The organism is Xanthomonas vesicatoria ATCC 35937 (genome assembly GCF_001908725.1).
Taxonomy (GTDB): domain Bacteria; phylum Pseudomonadota; class Gammaproteobacteria; order Xanthomonadales; family Xanthomonadaceae; genus Xanthomonas; species Xanthomonas vesicatoria.
The window spans coordinates 4,585,132-4,605,186 of sequence record NZ_CP018725.1; the positions used below are offsets into that span (position 1 = coordinate 4,585,132).

Here is a 20,055-nt window from a genome sequence, read left to right on the forward strand (position 1 = left end):
GGCCCGTGTCACGTCGCGGGTTGCGGCCCCTGTCGCCCTGCCATCGGAGGCAATTCGATGAATCACCGCATGCGTAACCAGATGTTTGGCCTGATCGCCATGACTTTGCCGCTGGCGGCCTGCGCCCAGCAGACGCCGCCCTCGGCACCGGCCAAGGCCAGCGCGCCGATCGCCGCCAACCGCAGCACGACGCCGGCGCCGCAGCTGGTCGCCGGCCTGCCGGACTTCACCAACCTGGTCGAACAGGTCGGCCCGGGCGTGGTCAATATCGAAACCACCATCACCCGCAAGGATGCGATGGCGCGTTCGGCGCGTGGCGGGCGTGGGGGCCAGGGTGGCATGCCCGGCCAGGGCGGCATGCCGGACGACGAGCAGATGCCGGAGTTCTTCAAGCGCTTCTTCGGCCCGGATTTCCAGATGCCGGGCGGCCCGCGGCAGGGGCCGGGCCAGGGCGGTGGCGATGACGATGGCGGCATCGCGGGCAAATCGATGGGCTCGGGCTTCATCATTTCCGCCGACGGCTATGTGTTGACCAATCATCATGTGGTCGATGGCGCCAGCGAGGTCACCGTCAAGCTCACCGACCGACGCGAGTTCAAGGCCAAGGTGGTGGGCAGCGACGAGCAGTTCGATGTGGCGCTGCTGAAGATCGAGGCCAAGGGTCTGCCGACGGTGCGCCTGGGCGATTCCAACACGCTCAAGCCGGGCCAGTGGGTGGTGGCGATTGGTTCGCCGTTCGGGCTTGATCATTCGGTCACCGCCGGTATCGTCAGCGCCACCGGCCGTAGCAATCCGTACGCCGATCAGCGCTACGTGCCGTTTATCCAGACCGACGTGGCGATCAATCAGGGCAACTCCGGCGGCCCACTGCTCAACACCCGTGGCGAAGTGGTCGGCATCAATTCGCAGATCTTCTCCGCGTCTGGCGGCTACATGGGAATTAGTTTCGCGATCCCGATCGACCTGGCGTTCAGTGCCGCCGAGCAAATCAAGGCCACCGGCCATGTGAGCCGCGGCATGCTGGGCGTGGCGGTGGGGCCGATCGATTCTCTCAAGGCGCAAGGGCTGGGCCTGCCGGATAGCCGCGGTGCGCTGGTCAACGACATTCCCGCTGGCAGCCCGGCCGCAAAGGCCGGCGTCGAAGTGGGCGATGTGATCCGCGCGGTCAATGGCAAGCCGATCGAGGTGGCCAGCGACCTGCCGCCGATGATCGGCCTGATGCCGCCTGGCGCCAAGGTCACCCTGGACGTCCTGCGCGATGGCAAGCCGCGTCAGGTGTCAGTCGTCCTGGCGCCGTTGCAGGACGGCAGCGAAGACACCGCGCCGCGCACCGCAGCGGCCGACGCCAAGCCCGAGGCCCCGGCCAGTGTGGCATTGCTGGGCCTGCAGGTAGCCGACCTGACCGCCGCCGAGCGCAGTCGCCTGGGCCTGCAAGCAGGCGAGGGCGTGCGCATCGCCGCAGTCACCGGTGCGGCGGCACGCAGCACCCAGCCACCGTTGTCGCCGGGTCTGATCATCGCCCGCGTCGGCCGCACCAAGGTCGGCAGCGTCGCCGAGCTGAACCGCGCGCTGTCCAGCTACAAGAAGGGCGACGTGGTCATGCTGCTGGTCACCGACGGCAAGGCCACCAGCTATGTGGCCCTGAAGGCCGGCGGCTGAGGGCAGCCGGGATTCGTCATTGATGATTCGGGATTGGCAAGGGCAGGCTCCGCTCGCGGTGCCTGCCTTTGCTCTTCCGTTCGAATCGCCAATCTCGACTCCCTAATCCCTGCGCCAAAGCGTGCGATAATGCTGCGTTACCCTGACGACGGCACCGCCGGCGCCCACCTCAATGTCCTCTGATTCAATGCGGAATATCCGCAATTTCTCCATCATTGCCCACGTCGACCACGGGAAATCCACCCTGGCCGACCGGATCATCCAGCTGTGCGGCGGCCTGCAGGCGCGCGAGATGGAGGCCCAGGTGCTCGACTCCAACCCGATCGAACGCGAACGCGGCATCACGATCAAGGCGCAGTCGGTGTCTTTGCCGTACACGGCCAAGGACGGGCAGGTCTACCACCTGAACTTCATCGACACCCCCGGGCACGTCGACTTTTCCTACGAGGTCAGCCGCTCGCTGGCCGCGTGCGAAGGCGCACTGTTGGTGGTGGATGCGGCGCAGGGCGTTGAAGCGCAGTCGGTCGCCAACTGCTACACCGCGGTGGAGCAGGGCCTGGAAGTGGTGCCGGTGCTCAACAAGATCGACCTGCCGACCGCCGACATCGAGCGCGCCAAGGCCGAGATTGAAGCGGTGATCGGCATCGACGCCGAAGACGCGGTGGCGGTCAGTGCCAAGACCGGCTTGAACATCGATCTGGTGCTGGAGGCGATCGTGCATCGCATCCCGCCGCCCAAGCCGCGCGATACCGACAAGCTGCAGGCGCTGATCATCGATTCATGGTTCGACAACTACCTGGGCGTGGTCTCGCTGGTGCGCGTGATGCAGGGCCAGATCAAGCCGGGCAGCAAAATTCTGGTGATGTCCACCGGGCGCACGCACCTGGTCGACAAGGTCGGCGTGTTCACCCCCAAGCGCAAGGAACTGGCAGCGCTGGGCGCAGGCGAAGTGGGCTGGATCAACGCCTCGATCAAGGACGTGCATGGCGCGCCGGTCGGCGACACCTTGACCTTGGCTGCCGACCCTGCGCCGCATGCATTGCCGGGTTTCCAGGAAATGCAGCCGCGCGTGTTCGCCGGCCTGTTCCCGGTCGATGCCGAGGACTATCCGGATCTGCGTGAAGCCCTGGACAAGCTGCGTCTGAACGATGCCGCGCTGCGCTTCGAGCCAGAAAGCTCCGAGGCGATGGGCTTCGGGTTCCGTTGCGGCTTCCTGGGAATGCTGCACATGGAAATCGTGCAGGAGCGCCTGGAGCGCGAGTACAACCTGGACCTGATCAGCACCGCGCCGACCGTGGTGTATGAAGTGCTCAAGACCGACGGCTCCATCATCAACATGGACAACCCGGCCAAGCTGCCGCAGTTGAACCTGGTGCAGGAAATCCGCGAGCCGATCATTCGCGCCAACGTGCTGACGCCGGAAGAGTACATCGGCAACATCATCAAGCTGTGCGAAGAAAAACGCGGTACCCAGATCAGCATCAATTATCTGGGCAGCCAGGTGCAGATCAGTTACGAACTGCCGATGGCCGAAGTGGTGCTGGATTTCTTCGATAAGCTCAAATCGGTGAGCCGGGGCTATGCCTCGCTGGACTATCACTTCGTGCGTTTCGACGCAGGCCCGTTCGTGCGGGTGGACGTGCTGATCAATGGCGACAAGGTCGATGCGTTGTCGCTGATCGTGCACCGCAGCCATGCCGACCGGCGCGGCCGCGAGCTGTGCGAAAAGATGAAAGAACTGATCCCGCGGCAGATGTTCGACGTGGCAATTCAGGCCGCCGTCGGCTCGCAGATCATCTCGCGTTCCACGGTCAAGGCGATGCGCAAGAACGTGTTGGCCAAGTGCTATGGTGGCGACGTTTCGCGCAAGAAAAAGCTGCTGGAAAAGCAGAAAGAAGGCAAGAAGCGTATGAAGCAGGTCGGCCGCGTGGAGATTCCGCAGGAGGCCTTCCTGGCCGTGCTGCAGATGGATAAGTAGCAGGGATTCGGGATTCGTGATTCGGGAGTGGTCAAGGCACGCCGGCTCCTGAGTTTTTGCGAATCTCCAACCCCCAATCCCGAATTACGTTCCGAAGGAACCGCAATGAAATGGTTTGAAATCATCCTGGTTGTGCTGACGCTGGGAACCGGCTTCATCTGGCTGCTGGACAAGCTGTTTTTGGCCAAGCGCCGTGCCGCACGTGCCGGGCTGCTGGACAGCGAGCCGGCAATCATCGATTACTCGCGCGCGTTCTTCCCGGTGCTGGCGGTGGTGCTGATCCTGCGCAGCTTCGTGGCCGAGCCGTACAAGATTCCGTCCAGTTCGATGATGCCCAACTTGCTGATCGGCGATTTCATCCTGGTCAACAAGTTCGCCTACGGTTTCCGTCTGCCGATCACCAATACCAAGTTCATCCCGACCGGCGAGCCCAAGCGCGGCGACGTGGTGGTGTTCAAGCCGCCGCATGCGCCTGACCAGAACTGGATCAAGCGCGTGGTCGGCCTGCCGGGCGACAAGATCGGCTTTCATGGCGATACGCTTTATATCAACGACACGCCGATGCGTTACACGGTCAAGGGCGAGTACATCGGCAAGGGCAAGGGCGCCGAGATGACCGGCACCACGTTGCTGGTCGAGGACCTGCCGGGCCGCACGCATACCGTGCTGGAGTGGGTGGACCGCAACATGCCGGCCGGCCAGGGCGACTGGACGGTGCCGGCAGACAGCTATTTCGTGATGGGGGACAATCGCGACAATAGCGAAGACAGCCGGTTCTGGACCCAGACGCATTTTCTGCCGGAAGCCAATCTGCGCGGCAAGGCGTTCTTGATCTGGCTCAATTGCGAAGGGTGGTTCTGCAAGGGGAGTTTCGATCCATCGCGGATCGGGACGGGAATCCAGTAAATGCACGCACGGCGTGCCGGGGAAAGCACAATGAAGCGCAAGCAAAGCGGTATGACGTTGACGTCGTTCGTGGTGGTGCTGGCGGTGGTCGGATTCGGCCTGTACATCGGGATGAAGCTGTTTCCGATGTATCAGGAGTATTACTCCGTCCGTACTGCAATGAAGGGCCTGGCCAATGAGCCGGGGAGTGCCAACATGGATCCGTCCAAGTTGCAGGACCTGTTCTTTCGTCGCCTGTACATCAATTACTCGGAAAACGTCAAAAAAGAAGACGTCAAGTTTGAGCGTGTCGATGGAGGCTGGCGGATGAAGGTCAACTACGAAGTGCGTCGCGAGCTGATCGGCAATCTGGATATCGTGGGCAAGTTCGACACCTTCGAGGACATGAAAGGGCGCAGTGTCGAATAGAACCTTCCAACGTAGCGATCCGATCGGGCATGCCTTTGCCGATCCGGGTCTGCTCGCCCGGGCGCTGCGGCATCGTAGTGCCGGGACGCCACATAACGAGCGACTGGAATTTCTCGGCGACGGCATCGTCAACCTGCTGATCGCCGAGGCGCTGTATCAGCGCTGGCCCAAGGCCGACGAAGGGGCACTGACGCGCGCGCGCGCCGAGCTGGTGCGCGAAGGTGCATTGGCGGTGATCGGGCGTACGCTCAATCTGGGCGAGCGGCTGACGCTGGGCCCGGGCGAACTCAAGTCAGGCGGCCATCGGCGCGACTCGATCCTGGCCGATGCGGTCGAGGCGATCGTCGCGGCGATCTATCTCGACTGCGGGTTCGAACGCTGCCGCGCGGTGGTGCTGCCGTGGTTCGAACCGTCGCTGGCGGCATTGCCGGTCGGCAAGGCCGAAAAAGATCCCAAGACCCGGCTGCAGGAATGGCTGCAGGCACGGCAGCTGCCGCTGCCCAATTACGCTCTGATCAGCGAGAGCGGCGACGAACATGCCAAGCAGTTCCACGTCGCCTGCATCCTGGAGCAGCCTATCGCCCGCGCCGAGGGCCAGGGCACGTCGCGCCGCCTTGCTGAGCAACAGGCGGCGGCTACCGTCATCGCACAACTGGATGTAAACACGTGAGCGAAACCACTCCCCACCGTAGCGGCAGCGTTGCCGTCATCGGCCGGCCGAATGTCGGCAAATCCACCCTGACCAATGCCCTGGTCGGCGCCAAGGTCAGCATCGTGTCCAATCGGCCGCAAACCACGCGGCATCGGTTGCTGGGCATTGCCACCTTCCCGGAAGGGCAGCTGGCGCTGGTCGACACGCCCGGGTTGCACCGCGAGCAGAAGCGCGCGATGAACCGGGTGATGAATCGCGCTGCGCGCGGCTCGCTCGAAGGCGTGGACGCGGCGGTGCTGGTGATCGAGGCCGGCCGCTGGGACGAGGAAGACACGCTGGCATTCCGTGTGCTCAGCGACGCCGAGGTGCCGGTGGTGCTGGTGGTCAACAAGGTCGACCGGCTCAAGGACAAGACCGCGTTGTTTCCGTTTCTGGCGCAGGTCAGTGAGGGGCGTACCTTCGCCGCCGTACATCCGGTGTCCGCGCTCAAGCGCAAGGGACTGGAAGCGTTGGTGAGCGATCTGCTCAAGCTGGTGCCAGAAGCCGAGGCGATGTACGGCGAGGACGAAATCACCGACCGTAGCCAGCGCTTTCTGGCCGGCGAGCTGGTGCGCGAGCAGCTGATGCGTCAGCTGGGCGAAGAATTGCCGTATGCCACCACCGTGGAAATCGAGCGTTTTGCCGAAGATGGCGCGCTGCTGCGGATCGGTGCGGTGATCTGGGTCGAGCGCGAGGGTCAGAAGGCGATCGTGATCGGCAAGGGCGGCACCCGTCTGAAGGAAATCGGCGGCAAGGCACGTCTGCAGATGGAGCGACTGTTCGGTGCCAAGGTCTTCCTCGAAACTTGGGTCCGCGTACGCGAAGGCTGGTCGGACGATGAGGGCGCGCTCAAGGCATTTGGGTACGGCGACTGATCTTGAATTAAACAGGGAGGTGCATGATGTGGCTCAAGAAAGCGAACTTTATCGGTCTAAGGCCTTGGAGTGGCGGCAGGGCGGTGGTTGGCGCGCTGGTGCTGGGATTGCTGCCATTTACAGTGGGTGCGCAGACCTTTCCATGCTCCAATACACCTGGAGCCGGTGAGCGTATGGTGGGGACGGCACCGGGTGGTCCCGGACTTGCCCCTACGCCGCTGTGCGTCCGTGATGGCGCCGCCTCAACAGGTGCTGCGCAGCCAGAATATGACCCGCTGAAGTCACGTGCGACTGCCGCCCTGGGCATGGCGCAGATGCTCCTGAGCGAGAAAGCCAAGCTTGCGAGCGATCCGAATTATCAGCGCTTCCGCAAGGGTTTCTGGCAGCACTTCGACCCTGGTCCCGACGCGAAGCCTGGCGATAATTGCGTTGCGGCTTACGGCAATCTGCAAGGTATCGTGACTCTGGCCGGCCCTGCCGGCGACTATCGCCGTGCGTTGATGTCATTCACAGGCCCCGGACTGCCGCGGCCCAAGAAAGACGGCTTGATTAAGGTGGGCCTGGACGGGGGCGATGGAAAGCCGACCACCGTGCGTGCCTTCCACTATCTCACTCCTGGTACTGAATTGGTCACGATCGCCTTCGCGGTTCCAAGTGCCCAGGCAATGCTTGGCGGAATAGACGACAGGGCGCATTACAGGTTACTCATCGACAACAAACAGGTGTTCGAAATCGAGTGGCACGACGGTCACCAAGCCAGAGATAAATTGAGGCGCTGTATTGAGGCAGGCAGCGCTTCCTAGCTGGTTGCGGCGTTGCATTTGCCCTGTCTCTCGTCTTCGGGAGCTTTCGAAAAATGCTGCGAGTGGTGTTCGCACCTCCACTGCCGAAGGCATGGCGACGGCAGTGCCTAGGCTGGATGTGCTGGTGAGCGCTGACTTGAGATGCTGATCGAACACGAACACGGCTTCGTCCTGCATGTGCGTGCCTGGCGCGAGACCAGCGTGCTGGTGGAAGTGCTGACCGAGCAGTACGGGCGGGTCGGGTTGCTGGCGCGGGGCGTGCAGGGCCCGCGCAAGCAGGCCCTGCGTGCGGCGCTGCAGCCACTGCAACTGATCCAGTTCACGGCCGTGCAACGTGGTGAACTTGCGCAACTGCGTCAGGCCGAAGCGCTCGATACCGCGCCGCGATTGGTTGGCGAGCGCATGCTGGCCGGTTTCTACATCAGCGAGCTGCTGCTGCGCCTGGCCCCTCGCAATGATTCCGTACCGGAACTCTACGCGTGCTATGCACAGGCACGGGCGCACCTGGCGTCGGACTTGTCGCTGGCGTGGTCGCTGCGCCGGTTCGAGCGCGATGTGCTGGAGGGGCTGGGGTTTGCCTTCGATCTGCAGCACGACAGCGACGGACAGCCGATCGACCCGGCGGCGCGCTACCGACTCGATCCGCAGGAGGGCGCCATGCGGGTATTGAGCGAACGTCTGGCGCAGGATCGGCGCGAAACCGTGACAGGCGCGGCGCTGTTGGCCCTGGCGGAAGACAGCATGCCGGCCACCGATGACATGCCCGGCCTGCGCCGCAGCATGCGCAGCGTGCTGCTGCATCATCTGAACGGGCGTGGGCTGAAATCCTGGGAAATGCTCGAGGATCTGGCGCGGCGGCGTTGATCTGCACGGCCACGCCCAAGTGCAGCGCTGCGTGCCATTCGACCAACCGCGTATCCGATCCTGTCGACACCCAGTCAGCGCCTGACCCCATGGCGGCGCCGACGACGAGACCCTCAGCTCAGTGCAATAACGCTGCTACAGCCGCATGAAACTGGGTCTGCGCGGTGCGCGATTGCGGGTCGCCACGCAGCAGGCGGACCGCGCCGGCCAGCCGCGCCGCGCCGACGAAACCGCAGCTGGCCTGCAGCCGATGCAGGTGATTGCGCAGGGCCTGTTCATCGCTGATGTTCAGCGCGGAGGTGACCGCGTCGCGTGTACCCGGTAGCTCTGCCAGGAACAGTTCGCGCAGTGCGTTGAGGTGGTGCTGTTGGCCGTTGAGGGCGCTCAGCGCCGCCGCCTCGTCCCAATCGCTGGCGGCGATGTCGACCACGCCGACCGGCGCCACGCTGTAACGACCACGTGCCAAGCCGCGACGCACCGCCTGCAACAGGCGTTCGGTGGTCAGCGGCTTGACCAGCATTTCCAGAAAGCCATCGGACTGCAGTCCGCGCTGCATGGCCATGTCGCCATCGGCGGTATGCGCCAGTGCAGGCACGTCCGGGTGCAGCAGACGCAACGCGCGCAGCAGGCCGCTACCGGTGCCATCGGGAAGATTGACGTCGATCAGCCAAAGGTCGTGGCGACGTTCGCGTGCGCGATCCAGCGCCGACGACAACGAATCGGCGCAATCCACCTGGGCCGGAAGACTTTCCAGGGCCGCCTGCAGAAAGCCGCGGCTGATCGGGTCGTCTTCCACCAACAAGAGTCGTGGATGGGGTTCCTGACGTGTCGCCATGTTCATGCTGCCTCCTTGTCAGCGGTGCCGCGTCCTGAGCTGCGGCGCGCAGGCGCAGTTTGCCTGTGTTTGCAGGGCACGACAATTGCCACATCACACCGTGCGGCCTCGGTCGATCGCATCTGCGACAATACGCACCCTTTTTGCCCGCAGCTTGTCGCCACGTGGCCAGAACCCGAAACCGTTTCGACCGTACTCCCTTCCAGACCGCCATCACCGACCTGAGCCATGACGGCCGTGGGGTGGCGCGCCGCGACGGCGAAGGCGGCAAGGTCACCTTCATCAGCGGCGCCTTGCCCGGTGAACTGGTGCGTGCCGAGCCCACCGCGCGCAGCCGCCATTTCGATGAAGCCAAGACGGTAGAAGTGCTGGAAGCCTCGCCGCAGCGGGTGGCTCCGCGCTGCCCGCATTTTGGCGTGTGCGCCGGGTGCGTGTTGCAGCACCTGGAGGAGTCGCAGCAGATCGTGGCAAAGCAGCGCGTGCTGATGGACAACCTGGAGCGCATCGGTCACGTCAGCCCACAGGCGGTGCTGCCCGCGCTGGTTGGCGACTCGTGGGGTTATCGGCGCAAAGGCCGTTTCTCGGTGCGGCGGGTGGAAAAGAAGGACAAGACCCTGGTGGGGTTTCGCGAACTGGACCCGCGCTTTGTGGCCGACCTGTCGGTCTGCTACACGGTGATCCCGCAGATCGGCGAGAAGATTCCGCTGCTGGCCGCCCTGGTCGAGAGCATGGACGGCAAGCGCGACATCCCGCAGATCGAGTTCATCGCCGGCGACGATGCGGTGGCGCTGACCATTCGCCACATGCAGCCGCTCAGCGAGCGCGATCGGCAGGCCTGGGTGGAGTTTGCGCAGACGCACGGGTTTGCGATCTTCTTGCAGCCCGGCGGCGTGGACAGCGTGCAGCCGTTGTGGCCACAGGACGTGCCGCTCTCATTCCGCCTGCCGCAATGGGACGTGGAGCTGGCGTTCCGGCCGCTGGATTTCATCCAGGTCAATGCGTCGCTCAACCAGAAGATGATTGCGCACGCGCTCGCCCTTCTTGATGCGAGGCCCGACGACCGCGTGCTGGATCTGTTTTGCGGTCTGGGCAATTTTACCCTGCCGCTGGCACGGACGGTGCGCGAGGTGGTGGGCGTGGAAGGCGATGCCGGGTTGGTCGCGCGTGCGAAGGAAAACGCGCAGCGCAACGGCTTGGACAACGCGCAGTTTTATGCGGCGGATCTGACCCAGGACCAGCGCAACGCGCCGTGGATGCGGCAGGGCTTCGACAAGCTGCTGCTGGATCCCCCGCGTTCGGGTGCACTGGAAGTGCTGCAGCAACTGCCGCTGAAGAAGTTCGACCGCATCGTCTACGTCAGCTGCCACCCGGGCTCGCTGGCACGCGATGCCGGTTATCTGGTCAACGAACAGGGCTTTACGCTGGTGTCGGCCGGTGCGATGGATATGTTCCCGCACACCGCGCATGTGGAAAGCATTGCGGTGTTCGAACGGCGCTAGACCTTATCGTCCGGGCGACGGTAACCCGTTGCCCGGACGACATGACGTCAGTCTTTAGCGTCTATGGCGTTTTGCCACTGCCCATCGACCAGGGCGAAGGCCATCGCCCGCGTGCCGCGTTTGCCTTCGGCTTCAACGATGACGTTGCACTCGACCACCGGCGCCTCGCTGCCGAGTTTGCAGCGCTCGACAGCGGCGACTTGCGCCGTACGCGCGGCGTCTTGAATGCGCGTGCGCATCGTTGCGTCATTCTCCTGCGCAAGCAACTGGCTGATGACTTCGCGCAGGAGCACCTGTACGCGAGCTTGCGGCGGTACCGGCGCGGCGACCTCCATTTCCTTCTCGCTGTGCTGCAAGGCCCATGCATTGTCTTTCGGGACAAACCGCAGCGTCATGTGTTTTTCGCTGGGCCCGGCCTGCCCGGTAACGATGCAATCGAGCGTCTCTGGTTTGGCGCCGACAGCCGGCACGCAGCCGGTCAACGCGGTCAAGCGCGGATGAAAGATGGCGGACATGAGGTCGTCGTCCTGACCCTGCGTGTTGGCTGCCTTGTCATCGGCGATCGCCGCATCGAGTGCCTGTTGGGCCTGGGCCAGCGACACCGTGGCTGCAGCAGCGGTGCCAGCTGTGACGGTCGAGGACAACAGCGCGGCAGTGAGCACGGCAACGTGCATGGTGGAGTATCGGCGGCCTGTCATGGCGTTCTGTCCCTGAATGAGAGGCGGCGGAGTGTAGTGCTGGCGACGCTGGGTAGGCCAGGCATTTTTCTGCAGGTCCCGCCATACTTGTCGCCATGGGCATTGAAATCGAACGCAAATTTCTGGTGACCGGCGACGGCTGGCGTAGCGCTGCGCATGCAGTGATCCCGATGGCGCAGGGCTATATCAACGACCAGGCAGCGATGCGCAGTGGTGCGCAAAGTGCGTCGGTGCGTGTGCGTGTTCAGGGCGAGAGCGCGTTTCTCAATCTGAAATCGCGCGAGGTTGGGCATACCCGTCAGGAGTTCGAGTACCCGATCCCGGTCGCCGATGCACGCGCGTTGCTGGCCCTGTGCGTGGGTGGCTTGATCGACAAGCGCCGGCATCTGGTCGAGTACCAGGGACACGTCTGGGAAGTGGACGAATTCCTGGGCGATAACGCAGGGTTGGTGGTGGCCGAGATCGAGCTTGGCAGTGCCGACGAGGCGTTCGCCAAGCCCGAATGGATCGGTGCGGAAGTCACCGACGACGTGCGCTATTACAACCTGGCATTGGCGTCGCATCCGTTCTCGCAGTGGCTGGGAGACGAGGAGCCGGGATCGGGCAGCCGGGATTCGTAAACGCACGGGTGATGCGTCGGCCCCGGGCGATGCAGTTACCAATCACCAATCACGATTTCCACTCTCCGCCCCGGGATTGGCCTTATCCTCTGCGAATCCCCAATCCCCACCAACGAATCCCCGCTCATGCGCATCGACATCTGGTCCGACGTGGTCTGCCCTTGGTGCTGGATCGGCAAGCGCCGTTTTGAACAGGCGATCGCCGCACTTGGGGCGCAGTTGCCGGCATTGGACATCCATTACCACGCGTTCGAGCTCGATCCGGATGCCGGCGCCGAGCCGGTGCCATTGCGCGACGCACTGGCGCGCAAGTTTGGCGGTGCCGCGCGCGTCGATCAGATGCTTGCGCAGACCCAGGACACCGCACGCGCGGAAGGGCTGCCGTTCGACTTCGGGCGTGGGCAAGTGCAGGTCAGCACCCTGCGTGCGCATCGCTTGCTCTGGCTGGCCACGCATGAGGGCGATGTCGGTGCGGTGATGGAAGCCCTGTTTCATGCGCATTTTGCGCAAGGCCAGAACGTGGCTGCAACCGACACGCTGGTGCGTGCCGGTGAGGCCGGCGGTCTGGCCGCCTCGCGGGTGCAGGCGATGCTCGACTCCGACGAAGGCATTGTGGAGGTGCAGGCCCAGTTGGCACAGGCCAGCGCGCTTGGCATTCGTGCAGTGCCCAGCTTCGTCATCGACGGACGCAGCCTGATCCAGGGCGCACAGCCGCCGGAGGCGTTTGCGCAGGCGCTGCTGCAGTTGGCTGCCGAATCGGTACCGATTGGCGGCGCCGATGCATGCGGACCAGATGGATGTGCGGTGTGAGAGATCGCCTGCGTCATGCCCGTGCCGGCGACTGACCCATCGATGTCGCACCAGCCGCGCACGGTCGCGGTGATCGGTGCCGGCTTGGCCGGGCTGGCCTGTGCCAAGGCGCTGCAGGCTGCCGGCGCGGTGGTGACGGTCTACGAGCGGGGCGATGCGCCAGGCGGCCGCATGCGTGGCCGTGCAGGCGCCGGCTGGCAGTGCGATGCGGGGGCGCAATATTTCACTGCGCGCGATCCGGACTTTGCGGCCGTGGCGCAGGCATGGGGCGCCGCCGGCGTGGCGGCGCGCTGGCCTGCGCGCATCGCACGCTGGGATGGAACCGAAATGCGCGCTTCTCAAACCGCGTTGACGCGTTTTGTTGGAGTGCCGGAGATGGCCGCTCCCGTGCACGCACTGGCGATAGGGCTGGATGTTCGGTTACATGCGCCGGTGCGCAGCTTGCAACGCAATGGCCAAGGCTGGGCGTTGCGCGTGCACGGCGAGCCTGCGATGCAGATGGTCGATACGGTGCTGCTCGCACTTGCGGCGCCGGATGCGGCTGCGTTGTTGGCGGGGATTGCGCCTGCGCTTGCGACCATTGCCGGCGATGCGCGCATGCAGCCGGCCTGGGCGGTGGTGCTGCGGTTCGACGCGCGTATCGATCCAGGCTACGACGCGCTGTTCGTCAACACCGGCTCGTTGCGCTGGGTGGCACGCGATTCCAGCAAGCCGGCACGGCAGGGCGCCGAGACCTGGCTGCTGCACGCCACGGCCGACTGGAGCCAGCTGCATGTCGATGCCACGCCCGAAGACGTCAGCGCCATGCTGCTGCCGGAACTGGCAGCGCTCGGCCTGCCGCTGCCGCAGGCCTGCGATGCCTATCGGTGGGAGGTGGCCAGCACCGATCCGCCGTTGCAGGCCGGCTGCGTCTGGGATGCGCAGCTTCGCCTGGGCATGTGCGGCGACTGGTTGGCGGGCGGCAAGGTGGAAGGTGCGTGGCAAAGCGGAACCGCATTGGCGCAGCGGGTGAGTGCCGGCGATATCGCGCTCCAGACAGATGCATGAATCGGTGGCGCGGCCGCTGTGGTTGAACCAACGCTACGCAAGGGCAGAGCGGTTTTTTTTGCGTTGCAGGCAGATGCACATGATGTCGCCCGGATCGTTGCCCAATACCCGCCGCCCGGGCGCCGGGCCGCTGCGAACGCGTCCTGCCGATAGGCGTGAACCCAGCCCCGATGCATGAGTTCGATACGCGCAGCAGTGCCTCGCAAACGCCTGCACACACGCTGCGCCTGATCCTGGGCGATCAGCTCAATCCGCAGCACAGCTGGTATGCCACGCACGATCCAGGCGTGGTCTACGTGCTGATGGAGGTACGCGAGGAAACCGATTACGTGCTGCATCACGCGCAGAAGATCCTGGCGATCTTTGCGGCGATGCGCGCGTTTGCCGCGCGCCTGCGGCGGGGCGGGCATCGCGTGCGCTATGTCGCGATTGATGACCCCAGTAATCGGCAATCCATCCCGGCCAATCTCCAGGCCTTGATGGTGCATTACCGTGCACGGCATCTGCAGTATCAGGCGCCGGACGAATGGCGGCTGGATGAGGCGCTGCGCCACTGGAGCGCGGGCTGTACGTTCGCCACGCACATGGTCGATAGCGAGCATTTTCTGACAGCGCGCGATGAGGTGGCGGGGTGTTTTCGCGCCGGCGCGCAGTGGCGTATGGAGGTCTTCTATCGCCGCATGCGCATGCGCACGCGCCATCGCATCCTGCTCGACGCCTCCGGCCAACCGGAAGGGGGGCGCTGGAATTTCGATCACGACAACCGCGCGCCGTGGCCCGGCGATCCGCCAGCACCACAGGAGTGGCGCGCTGCGCACGACCATGGCGCCCTGTGGCGCAGCATTGAAGATGCCGGCGTGCGCAGTTTTGGCATGCCGAATGCGCAGGCGCTGCCATGGCCGCTGGACCGCGACGAAGCCCTGCAGCATCTGGATGCCTTCATCGCCACTGCGTTGCCGGATTTCGGCCGCTACGAAGATGCGATGAGTACGCGCAGCCCGCGGCTATTCCATTCGCTGTTGTCGTTCGCGCTCAACGTCAAGATGCTGCACCCGGCCGAAGTGATTACGCGTGCCGAAGCGGCGTGGCGGCAAGGGCATGCACCGTTGGCATCGGTGGAAGGCTTTATTCGCCAGATCCTGGGCTGGCGCGAATACGTGCGCGGCGTGTACTGGTCGCAGATGCCCGGCTATGCGCAGTCCAATCGGCTCGATCAGCACGCGCCGCTGCCGCATTGGTTCTGGGACGGGCAGATCGGCATGCGTTGCCTGGCCGATGCGGTCGGTAATTCGCTGGCCAATGCGCATGCGCACCACATCCAGCGGTTAATGGTGATCGGTAATTTTGCGCTGCTGGCGGGGCTGGACCCGCAGGCGCTGCATCGCTGGTATCTGGGTGTCTATATCGATGCGTTCGAGTGGGTGGAGTTGCCCAACACGGTGGGCATGAGCCAATTTGCCGATGGTGGCCTGCTGGGCAGCAAGCCCTATATCAGCGGTGCGGCCTACATCGATCGCATGAGCGATTACTGCAGCGGTTGCCGCTACCAGCGCAAGGCGCGTGTCGGTGCGCGGGCCTGCCCCTACAACGCGCTGTATTGGGATTTCCTGGCGCGGCAGCGCCCGCTGCTGGGGACGAACGAACGCCTGGCGATGCCGTATCGGCAGCTCGATGGCATGGCGCCCGAGGTGCTGGAGGGCATCCAGACCCAGGCCGCACATTGGCGGGCGACTCTGGAGCGTCTTTGAGGCAGCGACCGTTGAAATCGTCAGTCTGACGGCCGGAGGACAGTTGCGTCTGCGCCGCGTGCGACCCCGCTGCAGGCATCGGATGCGGGCGACGCGGAAAGCGCAACGGTAGTGGCTGCCTGGGTCTTGTCAGCGACCGGATTGCGCTGCGACTGTCTGCCCCGCCCAGCCAGCGCACGAGCGCGACTTCGATACCGATCACGCGGCGGGCAGAGTCTGCGCGCGGGCAGCGCAACGCTTGGCAGCAAGGCGCTTGGGCAGATGGACGCGAGCCTGCCTGAATGCGCGATCTGACGCTGCCACGCGCATCTGCGACAATGCCGCGCTGCGCCCTCGTGGCGCCTGGCCCGGGAGTCCCCCAACATGCTTCTGATCGGCGTTGCCGGTACCGAACTCAGCGCACAGGAACGCGACTGGCTGCAGCACGACGCCGTCGCCGGCGTGGTGCTGTTCAAGCGCAACTTCGCCTCGCGCACCCAGGTGGCCGAGCTGTCGGCCTCCATCCGCGCTGCGGCACCGCGCCCGGTGCTGCTGTGCGTGGACCAGGAAGGCGGCCGCGTGCAGCGGTTTCGCGAAGGCTTCAGTGCACTGGCGCCGTTGCAGAGCTTCGGTACCCAATATCTGCAGGATCCGGAAGGCGCGCTCGCCGCGGCCCGCGCGCATGCGCAGCTGATGGCCACTGAAGTGCGGGCCAGCGGCGTGGACCTGAGTTTTGCGCCGGTAGTGGACCTGGGCCGCGGCAACCGCGCCATAGGTGATCGCGCCTTCAGCGACGACCCGCAGGTCGTGGCCACCTTCACCCGCGCGTATGTGCAGGCGCTGCACGGCGCCGGCATGGCGGCCACGCTCAAGCATTTCCCCGGTCACGGCACGGTGCTGGAAGACACCCATGTGGATCACGCCAGCGACCCGCGCTCGCTGGAGCAACTGCAGGCCAACGATCTGGTGCCGTTCGTGGCCGGCATCGAGGCCGGCGCCGACGCGGTGATGATGGCGCACGTGGTCTACCCGCAAGTCGCGCCGGAGCCAGCTGGTTATTCGCAGCGCTGGATCGAGCAGATCCTGCGCGGGCAACTGGGCTTCCGCGGCGTGGTGTTTTCCGACGATATCGGTATGGCCGCCTCGTTCAGTGCCGGCGGCGTGGCGGGCCGGGTGCACGCGCACCTGGATGCCGGCTGCGACGTGGTGCTGGTCTGCCATCCGGAACTGGTCGACGAATCACTGCAGGCCGTGCAAGGTCGCAGCCTCAATACTGCAGCGCTGATCGGCCTCATCGGTCGCGGCGCGCTCGGCTGGGACGGCCTGCTTGCCGGCACCGACGCCTCTTTCAACACTCCTTCCGCCCCTTTCGGATCAATTGCCTGATGTCCACGCTCACCATTTCCCAGGCCCTGGCCCAAGCCGATCTGCTGGTCGACCGCCCGGCTATCGACGCTGCCGTCGCCACCATTGCCGATGCCATCGCACGCGATTACGCCGGCGAAGTGCCGGTGTATCTCACCATCATGCACGGCGCGTTGCCGTTCTCCGGCCAATTGGCGCTGGAGCTGGGCGCGCGTGGGCAGGACCTGCAGTTCGATTACCTGCACGCCACCCGCTATCGCGGCGAAACCGTCGGCGGCGAGCTGGTGTGGAAGCACCGCCCTGCCACCGCGCTGTTCGGTCGTCGCGTCATCCTGGTCGATGACATCCTCGATGAGGGCTACACGCTGCAGGGCGTGCGCCAGTGGTGCCTGGAGCAGGGCGCCACCGATGTGCGCGTGGCGGTGTTGACCGTCAAGCGCCACGACCGCTGCGTGCCAGGCGTCACCGCCGATTACGTGGGCGTGGAAGTGGCCGACCGCTATGTGTTCGGCTTCGGCATGGACGTCAACGAACAGCTGCGCGGCATTCCTGCCATCTACGCGATGAAGCAGTAAGACGCGCGGCGATCGTCGGCGCGGCGGCGGCGCCAGGCGAACGCGGTCGCGGCGAAGAGGTGGTTTGCACGGCTGGCAGAGTGCTCTTGCCCCTGGCGCCCGGCTCCTCCGGACGATCGCTCGCCAGGTTTTGCTTGTCGCCTTGAGTCACCGGCCCGCCGTAGCGCGGGCACCCATGCGCGCCTGCGCGCGTCCACGTCCGTTACGTTGCAGAGGTCGGTTGTGTCTTCCAATTCCATCGCATTGGCCGTCATTGGCGGCACGGGTGTCTACAAGCTCGCGCAGCTCGACGATGTGCAGGCCTACCAGCTGGACACGCCCTACGGCGCACCCTCTGGGCCAATCCGTGTCGGCATGTTGCTCGGCCATCGGGTGGCGTTCCTGGCGCGGCATGGCGAAGGCCATTCGCTGCCGCCGCACAAGGTCAATTACCGCGCAAACATCGCTGCATTGCAGCAAATCGGCGCCTCGCGTGTGCTTGCGCTCAATACCGTCGGTGGCATCACCGACCAGTTCGGCCCGCGCGTGCTGGCATGTCCCGATCAACTGATCGATTACACCTGGGGGCGCGTGTCCACGTACTGCGAAGAGCCGGGTAGCGAGGTACAGCACGTGGATTTTGGGCATCCGTATTCGCCGATGTTTCGCAGCAAGGTCATCGCTGCAGCCAAGGTGACCGGAGTCACGATGGTGGCAAGCGGTTGCTACGGTGCGACGCAGGGACCGCGTCTGGAAACGGTTGCAGAGATCGCCCGCATGCGCCGCGATGGCTGCGATCTGGTCGGCATGACCGGCATGCCCGAAGCGGGGCTTGCACGCGAAAAAGGCCTGGAATATGCGTGTTTGGCGATCGTGGCGAACTGGGCGGCCGGGTGCGGCGACGCGCAGGAAATCACCATGGCAGAGGTATTGGCCAACGTGGATGCTGCCTCGTCCGGGTTGCCCGAACTGATTGGCGAACTTGCACGCGGGTGATTGTCATTGGGGAATAAGCTTTGCATACTCGGCGCGTACGCAACGCCGTACACCACCCATTAATTATTGCAAAGGTCTCGCATCACCATGCCGAACGGTACCGTCAAGTGGTTCAACGACGCCAAGGGATTTGGCTTCATCTCACCGGAGGACGGCAGCGCCGATGTCTTCGCGCACTTCTCCGCGATCAATTCCAAGGGCTTCCGCAGCCTGCAGGAAGGCCAGCGCGTCAGTTATGACGTGACCCAGGGCCCCAAGGGTGCCCAGGCTTCGAACATCACGCCGGTCGAGTAATCTGACTCGATTGTGCGGTTGAAGAACCCCGCCACGGCGGGGTTTTTTTTGCACCGGTCCATGCGGGGCCGGTGTTCGCGAACCAGAGCAGGGACGATGCAACAAGCATTACGGATTGCGGTAGTGGGCTATGGAACAGCGGGGCAGGCGCTGGCGGTATTGCTGGGCGCCGACGGCCATCAGCTGGACGTCTTCGAGCGCGCCGCCAAGCCGGGGCCGGTCGGTGCCGGCTTCCTGCTGCAGCCCAGTGGGCTACAGGTACTGTGGAAGATGGGGCTGTTGTCGCAGGCCCTGGTGCACGGTGCGCCGGTGCGCCGCTTGTATGGCGAGACGCCGTGCGGGCGTGCGGTGATGGACATGCAATACCGCGATCTGGATGCCCGCCTGATGGGTGTGGGCATGCAGCGCGGTGCGTTGTTCTCGCTGCTGTGCGAGGCCTGGCCCGAATACGCGCAGCTGCACACCGATACCCAGATCACCGCCATCGATCACGAGGGCAGGCGCGTGCAGGACCAGCGCGGGCACTGGCATGGTCCGTACGATCTGATCATCGCCGCCGACGGCTCGGCGTCCACGCTGCGCGCACAGGTACAGGGCACCCAGCTGGATCGGGTGTATCCGTGGGGCGCGCTGTGGTGTCTGTTGCCGCGCGGGGATTGGCCGTTTGTCGATGAGCTGCGCCAGCGCTACATCGGTGCGCGCAAGATGATCGGGCTGCTGCCGGTCGGCACGCGGCCTGGCGACGACACCTCGCGCCTGAGTTTTTTCTGGAGCTTGCCGTGCAGCGATTTCGCCGCCTGGGAGCAGCGCGGCATCGGCGCATGGCGCGATGAAGTGGCGCAGATGTGGCCAGACGCGCATCTGCGTCTGGACAGCGTGCAGGTACACACCGCGCTGGCACGCGCCAGCTATCGCGATGCGGTGATGACGCGTTGGCATCGCGGCCGCTTTGTGCTGGCCGGCGACGCCGCACATGCGATGAGCCCGCAGCTGGGCCAGGGCGTCAACATGGCATTGCTGGATGCGTTGGCCATGCGCGATGCACTGCGCGCGGGCGAAGATATCGATGACGCGTTGCAGCGCTATCAGCGTGAGCGCCAGGCGCATGTGGCGATCTATCACCGCTGGAGTCGCTGGCTCACGCCACTGTTTCAATCCGAGCGCGATGTGTGGGCGCGGGGGCGCGATCTGTTGCTGCAGCCGATGGGGCGCGTCCCTGGCGGCCGCGGCCACATGCTGCGCGTGCTCAGTGGCACCCAGCATGGCTGGTTCGGCAAGTTGGCGCTGGCGCCGGAGTTCGTGGACGCGCTGGCGCAACCATTGCCGGAGGCGCTGCCACGGCCGCAAAGCGTTGCCAACGGCGGCTGACAACACGACTGTGCCCGCGCGTGGCGAGTGGTTGGAAGGCGCCTGTGTCGCTAGCGCG

The 20,055-nt window shown here is 64.9% G+C and carries 20 protein-coding genes; 18 read left to right on the forward strand and 2 right to left on the reverse strand.

The features are described 5' to 3' along the window. Positions 1 to 57: 57 nt before the first annotated feature. From BJD12_RS19975 to recO, 8 genes are all read left to right on the forward strand, one after another. Positions 58 to 1,659: a DegQ family serine endoprotease gene (locus tag BJD12_RS19975; RefSeq protein ID WP_005991953.1), complete on the forward strand. Its 1,602-nt coding sequence runs from the start codon at positions 58 to 60 to the stop codon at positions 1,657 to 1,659. A 187-nt stretch (positions 1,660 to 1,846) separates the two neighbouring features. Further along, positions 1,847 to 3,637 (forward strand): translation elongation factor 4, encoded by a 1,791-nt coding sequence (lepA, locus tag BJD12_RS19980; RefSeq protein ID WP_005991955.1) that lies wholly within the window; start codon positions 1,847 to 1,849, stop codon positions 3,635 to 3,637. A 105-nt stretch (positions 3,638 to 3,742) separates the two neighbouring features. Next, the gene (gene lepB, locus BJD12_RS19985; RefSeq protein WP_005991957.1) at positions 3,743 to 4,543 is read left to right on the forward strand and encodes a signal peptidase I; all 801 of its coding nucleotides are present in this window, start codon (positions 3,743 to 3,745) and stop codon (positions 4,541 to 4,543) included. Continuing rightward, positions 4,544 to 4,951, forward strand: coding sequence for a DUF4845 domain-containing protein (locus tag BJD12_RS19990; RefSeq protein WP_074052681.1), 408 nt, complete (start codon positions 4,544 to 4,546; stop codon positions 4,949 to 4,951). Continuing rightward, the gene (gene rnc / locus BJD12_RS19995; RefSeq protein WP_005991960.1) at positions 4,941 to 5,621 is read left to right on the forward strand and encodes a ribonuclease III; all 681 of its coding nucleotides are present in this window, start codon (positions 4,941 to 4,943) and stop codon (positions 5,619 to 5,621) included. The genes BJD12_RS19990 and rnc overlap by 11 nt, the downstream gene beginning before the upstream one ends. After that, entirely contained in the window at positions 5,618 to 6,517 is a 900-nt protein-coding gene (era, locus tag BJD12_RS20000; RefSeq protein ID WP_005991962.1) for a GTPase Era, read from the forward strand. Before rnc ends, era begins: the two co-directional genes overlap by 4 nt. 23 nt (positions 6,518 to 6,540) lie before the next feature. Further along, positions 6,541 to 7,320: a hypothetical protein gene (locus BJD12_RS25040; protein ID WP_228861589.1), complete on the forward strand. Its 780-nt coding sequence runs from the start codon at positions 6,541 to 6,543 to the stop codon at positions 7,318 to 7,320. Positions 7,321 to 7,461: 141 nt separating this feature from the next. Then, positions 7,462 to 8,184, forward strand: coding sequence for a DNA repair protein RecO (recO, locus tag BJD12_RS20010; protein ID WP_005991966.1), 723 nt, complete (start codon positions 7,462 to 7,464; stop codon positions 8,182 to 8,184). Between the two features lie 118 nt (positions 8,185 to 8,302). On the opposite strand, the gene BJD12_RS20015 is transcribed toward recO, so the two are convergent. Further along, positions 8,303 to 9,025 (reverse strand): response regulator, encoded by a 723-nt coding sequence (locus tag BJD12_RS20015; protein ID WP_039424755.1) that lies wholly within the window; start codon positions 9,023 to 9,025, stop codon positions 8,303 to 8,305. A 158-nt stretch (positions 9,026 to 9,183) separates the two neighbouring features. Between BJD12_RS20015 and rlmD the strand changes: the two genes are divergently transcribed. Continuing rightward, positions 9,184 to 10,518, forward strand: coding sequence for a 23S rRNA (uracil(1939)-C(5))-methyltransferase RlmD (gene rlmD, locus BJD12_RS20020; RefSeq protein WP_042827956.1), 1,335 nt, complete (start codon positions 9,184 to 9,186; stop codon positions 10,516 to 10,518). Positions 10,519 to 10,565: 47 nt separating this feature from the next. On the opposite strand, the gene BJD12_RS20025 is transcribed toward rlmD, so the two are convergent. Continuing rightward, complete coding sequence (locus tag BJD12_RS20025; RefSeq protein ID WP_228861588.1) at positions 10,566 to 11,120, reverse strand: hypothetical protein; 555 nt, start codon at positions 11,118 to 11,120, stop codon at positions 10,566 to 10,568. A gap of 191 nt (positions 11,121 to 11,311) precedes the next feature. Here BJD12_RS20025 and BJD12_RS20030 point away from each other — a divergent pair, with 191 nt between their 5' ends. From BJD12_RS20030 to BJD12_RS20070, 9 genes are all read left to right on the forward strand, one after another. Further along, a complete protein-coding gene (locus tag BJD12_RS20030) occupies positions 11,312 to 11,836 on the forward strand; it encodes a CYTH domain-containing protein (RefSeq protein ID WP_005991973.1) in 525 nt (174 codons plus the stop codon). A gap of 126 nt (positions 11,837 to 11,962) precedes the next feature. After that, positions 11,963 to 12,646, forward strand: coding sequence for a DsbA family oxidoreductase (locus tag BJD12_RS20035; protein WP_005991975.1), 684 nt, complete (start codon positions 11,963 to 11,965; stop codon positions 12,644 to 12,646). A 42-nt stretch (positions 12,647 to 12,688) separates the two neighbouring features. Then, positions 12,689 to 13,693, forward strand: a complete 1,005-nt coding sequence (locus BJD12_RS20040; protein WP_005991978.1) for an NAD(P)/FAD-dependent oxidoreductase — start codon at positions 12,689 to 12,691, stop codon at positions 13,691 to 13,693. A gap of 170 nt (positions 13,694 to 13,863) precedes the next feature. After that, positions 13,864 to 15,441, forward strand: coding sequence for a cryptochrome/photolyase family protein (locus BJD12_RS20045; protein WP_005991980.1), 1,578 nt, complete (start codon positions 13,864 to 13,866; stop codon positions 15,439 to 15,441). A gap of 363 nt (positions 15,442 to 15,804) precedes the next feature. Then, complete coding sequence (gene nagZ / locus BJD12_RS20050; protein WP_005991982.1) at positions 15,805 to 16,806, forward strand: beta-N-acetylhexosaminidase; 1,002 nt, start codon at positions 15,805 to 15,807, stop codon at positions 16,804 to 16,806. Continuing rightward, positions 16,806 to 17,360, forward strand: a complete 555-nt coding sequence (locus BJD12_RS20055; RefSeq protein WP_005991984.1) for a hypoxanthine-guanine phosphoribosyltransferase — start codon at positions 16,806 to 16,808, stop codon at positions 17,358 to 17,360. The genes nagZ and BJD12_RS20055 overlap by 1 nt, the downstream gene beginning before the upstream one ends. A 222-nt stretch (positions 17,361 to 17,582) precedes the next feature. Next, positions 17,583 to 18,335, forward strand: a complete 753-nt coding sequence (locus tag BJD12_RS20060) for an S-methyl-5'-thioinosine phosphorylase (protein WP_005991986.1) — start codon at positions 17,583 to 17,585, stop codon at positions 18,333 to 18,335. Positions 18,336 to 18,422: 87 nt separating this feature from the next. After that, on the forward strand, positions 18,423 to 18,629 hold the full coding sequence (cspE, locus tag BJD12_RS20065; protein ID WP_003488188.1) for a transcription antiterminator/RNA stability regulator CspE: 207 nt from the start codon (positions 18,423 to 18,425) through the stop codon (positions 18,627 to 18,629). 96 nt (positions 18,630 to 18,725) lie between these two features. Then, positions 18,726 to 19,997, forward strand: a complete 1,272-nt coding sequence (locus BJD12_RS20070) for an FAD-dependent oxidoreductase (RefSeq protein WP_005991988.1) — start codon at positions 18,726 to 18,728, stop codon at positions 19,995 to 19,997. The last annotated feature ends 58 nt before the right edge of the window (positions 19,998 to 20,055 follow it).